Below are 2,101 nucleotides of genomic sequence, written 5' to 3'. Positions count from 1 at the left end.
TCATAACCTTGCAAAGATTTGCGCTCTTTGTTCTCCAAGGTGAATACTTCATTGAGTTCTTGATTAACTATGGGGTTGTCTTTATGTGAGACACTGTTTAATATCTGCCGTTTGACATGGGCAACACAAAATTGATGGGCTGCTTGCGGAAAAGCCGAACATACGGCGTTTTCAATGCCTTGAAGGGCATCAGATATCACTAAATCAATCTGCTCAACCCCTCGCTCTTTCAAACTGTTAAGCACTTCTTTCCAGCATAATGCACCTTCGGTTGGATAATTCACAATGGTAAGCACTTCCCGACTTCCGTCCTCCAACACGCCCAGTATGGTATAGTAGGCTTCCTTGGATACTTGCTGATCCCTCCGGGTAGCGATAAAGGTGGCATCAATATAGATAGCCAGATAGTGGGCTGAGAGTCGACGATTGAGCCATGCTTCAACATCTTCTCGACAACTGTTGGCCAAGTAAGAGATTTGCTGTTTGCTATAAGCCCGACCATAAACCGTCTCTATCACCTCACTAATCTGCTCGGTGGTGAGTCCCTTGGTATAAAGTTGATAAACCAAGGCGGCACGCTCTTCACATTCGCTACGAATAATCCCTAAAAGTACGGGATAGAAATTGCCGCTACGGCTACGTGGAATGCGCAAGATAAACGTATAGCCCTTACAATACCAACGATGAGGACGAAAGCCATTGCATTGCTCATTCTTATTCGCTTTGACGAATAATTCGCGCTCATGGGCCATCAAAGAATTCATAATCAACGATTGAAGTGTGAGAAAACCTTCACTGCTACTTGTGTAATTCGAAATAATTTCCGAAATTTGTCCTTGTGTAAGTTCCATATTCTTGTTGTTTTTTATTACTTAATGCAAAGATAAGAATTATGTCGAGCTTACACACTTTTTTAGACACTACCGAATTATTCGTCAAAGCGAATAAGAATGAGCAATGCAATGGCTTTCGTCCTCGCCGTTGGTATTGTAAGGGCTATACGTTCGTCTTGCGCATACCACGTAGCCGTAGCGGCAATTTCTATCCCGTACTTTTAGGGATTATTCGTAGCGAATGTGAAGAGCGTGCTGCCTTGGTTTATCAACTTTATACCAAGGGACTCACCACCGAGCAGATTAGTGAGGTGATAGAAACGGTTTATGGTCGGGCTTATAGCAAACGGCAAATCTCTTACTTGGCCAACAGTTGTCGGGAAGACGTTGAAGCATGGCTCAATCGTCGACTCTCAGCCCACTATCTGGCTATCTATATTGATGCCACCTTTATCGCTACCCGGAGGGATCAGCAAGTATCCAAGGAAGCCTACTATACCATACTCGAGTTCGGGATAAGATATAGAAAATTAGGCGTAATGGACATTTGGTAGGCTGAAAACCTCTCGGGTTTTAGTAATGGACATTTGGTAGGCTGGTTATTCCAGCCTACTTTTTTGTATTTATGAGCCCATCTATAAACTTCTTTTTGTTAGCTTCATTCAATCCATTATGATTATGTAGTGCTCTTTTAAGTTGTGAGTTAAATCCTTCCAACAGGTTTGTTGTATTAGGTATTTGTATATCCGGATGCTCCTCACACGTATAGAGCCATGGCAGATGTGTCTTAACAGAACGTCTTGCCGTTCTCAGTCTTCTGTGTGTATAAGTTGTCTTACCCGAGATTAGGAGAGTTCGTTCAGCCAGAAACTCTTTCCATTTCTCACACCATTTATCAAAAGCTGTTATAAACTCTTCTTTTCTCATAGAGAACATCCTTCTCATTAATGCCAATAGTTCAACGCCTGCAGGCAAATGTGGGTTGTTAGTAAGGAGTCTTCTAACTATCTGAAATTGGTGAAATTGACACATTTGTACGGGACAGAAATGTATAGATTGTAAAAGTCCTACATGCCCATCACACACCACTGCTTTTATCATAGTTCCACGCTCCGCAATATACCGAAGTCCGTCAAGATAATCTCTGTTGGTTTCGTTTTTGACAAACTTGCGATAGAGTATTTTGCCTGATGAAGCATCCTGAAACAGCATCACACCAAATGTCCTGGAAAAGTATGTTGTATCCAGTATTATTACTGCAGATTTGG

Annotated in this window: 2 protein-coding genes and 1 pseudogene; 1 reads left to right on the top strand and 2 read right to left on the bottom strand. The window is 42.1% G+C overall.

From position 1 onward, the window contains the following. On the bottom strand, positions 1-851 hold an 851-nt coding region (locus HMPREF9431_RS02150), incomplete at its 3' end, for an IS256 family transposase (protein WP_004379435.1). A gap of 71 nt (positions 852-922) precedes the next feature. Here HMPREF9431_RS02150 and HMPREF9431_RS02145 point away from each other — a divergent pair. Then, positions 923-1,339 (top strand): annotated as a pseudogene (locus tag HMPREF9431_RS02145) (transposase); the annotation flags it as partial. A 103-nt stretch (positions 1,340-1,442) separates the two neighbouring features. Here HMPREF9431_RS02145 and HMPREF9431_RS12105 read toward each other — a convergent pair. Further along, positions 1,443-2,101 (bottom strand): IS256 family transposase, variant Zn-binding type (locus tag HMPREF9431_RS12105; protein ID WP_004379433.1); only part of this gene is annotated, 659 nt, incomplete at its 5' end.

The organism is Segatella oulorum F0390 (genome assembly GCF_000224615.1).
In the GTDB taxonomy this organism is placed as follows: Bacteria; Bacteroidota; Bacteroidia; order Bacteroidales; family Bacteroidaceae; genus Prevotella; species Prevotella oulorum.
The sequence above is the reverse complement of the archived record's forward strand: the minus strand, read 5'-3'. Positions and strand labels throughout refer to the sequence as shown.